Source organism: Micromonospora sp. NBS 11-29 (assembly GCF_002140155.1).
In the GTDB taxonomy this organism is placed as follows: domain Bacteria; phylum Actinomycetota; class Actinomycetes; order Mycobacteriales; family Micromonosporaceae; genus Micromonospora.
Genome location: NZ_NAPR01000002.1, coordinates 227,091 through 227,300, shown reverse-complemented (window position 1 = coordinate 227,300; position 210 = coordinate 227,091). Strand labels below are relative to the sequence as shown.

The 210-nt window shown below is 70.0% G+C and carries 1 pseudogene; it reads left to right on the top strand.

Features of this window, described 5'->3' with window-relative positions:
* Positions 1 to 8: 8 nt before the first annotated feature.
* Positions 9 to 210 (top strand): annotated as a pseudogene (locus B1205_RS30595) (hypothetical protein); the annotation flags it as partial.

Sequence of the window (210 nt, the reverse complement as noted above, 5' to 3'; positions counted from 1 at the left end):
CCGGTGGTGTGTTCGCCGGTCCGATCGCCGCGCACGCCGACACCGCCCCCGCCGCCACGGCCGGTAGGCCGGTCACGGTGAGTGTGCAGGGTGAGCAGTCGACGATCAGCCTGAACGACGAGCAGACCGCCAACGCCAAGGCGATCATCGCCGCCACGAAGAAGGCCGGTATGCCGGAGCGGGCCGCGATCATCTCGATCGCCACGAGTC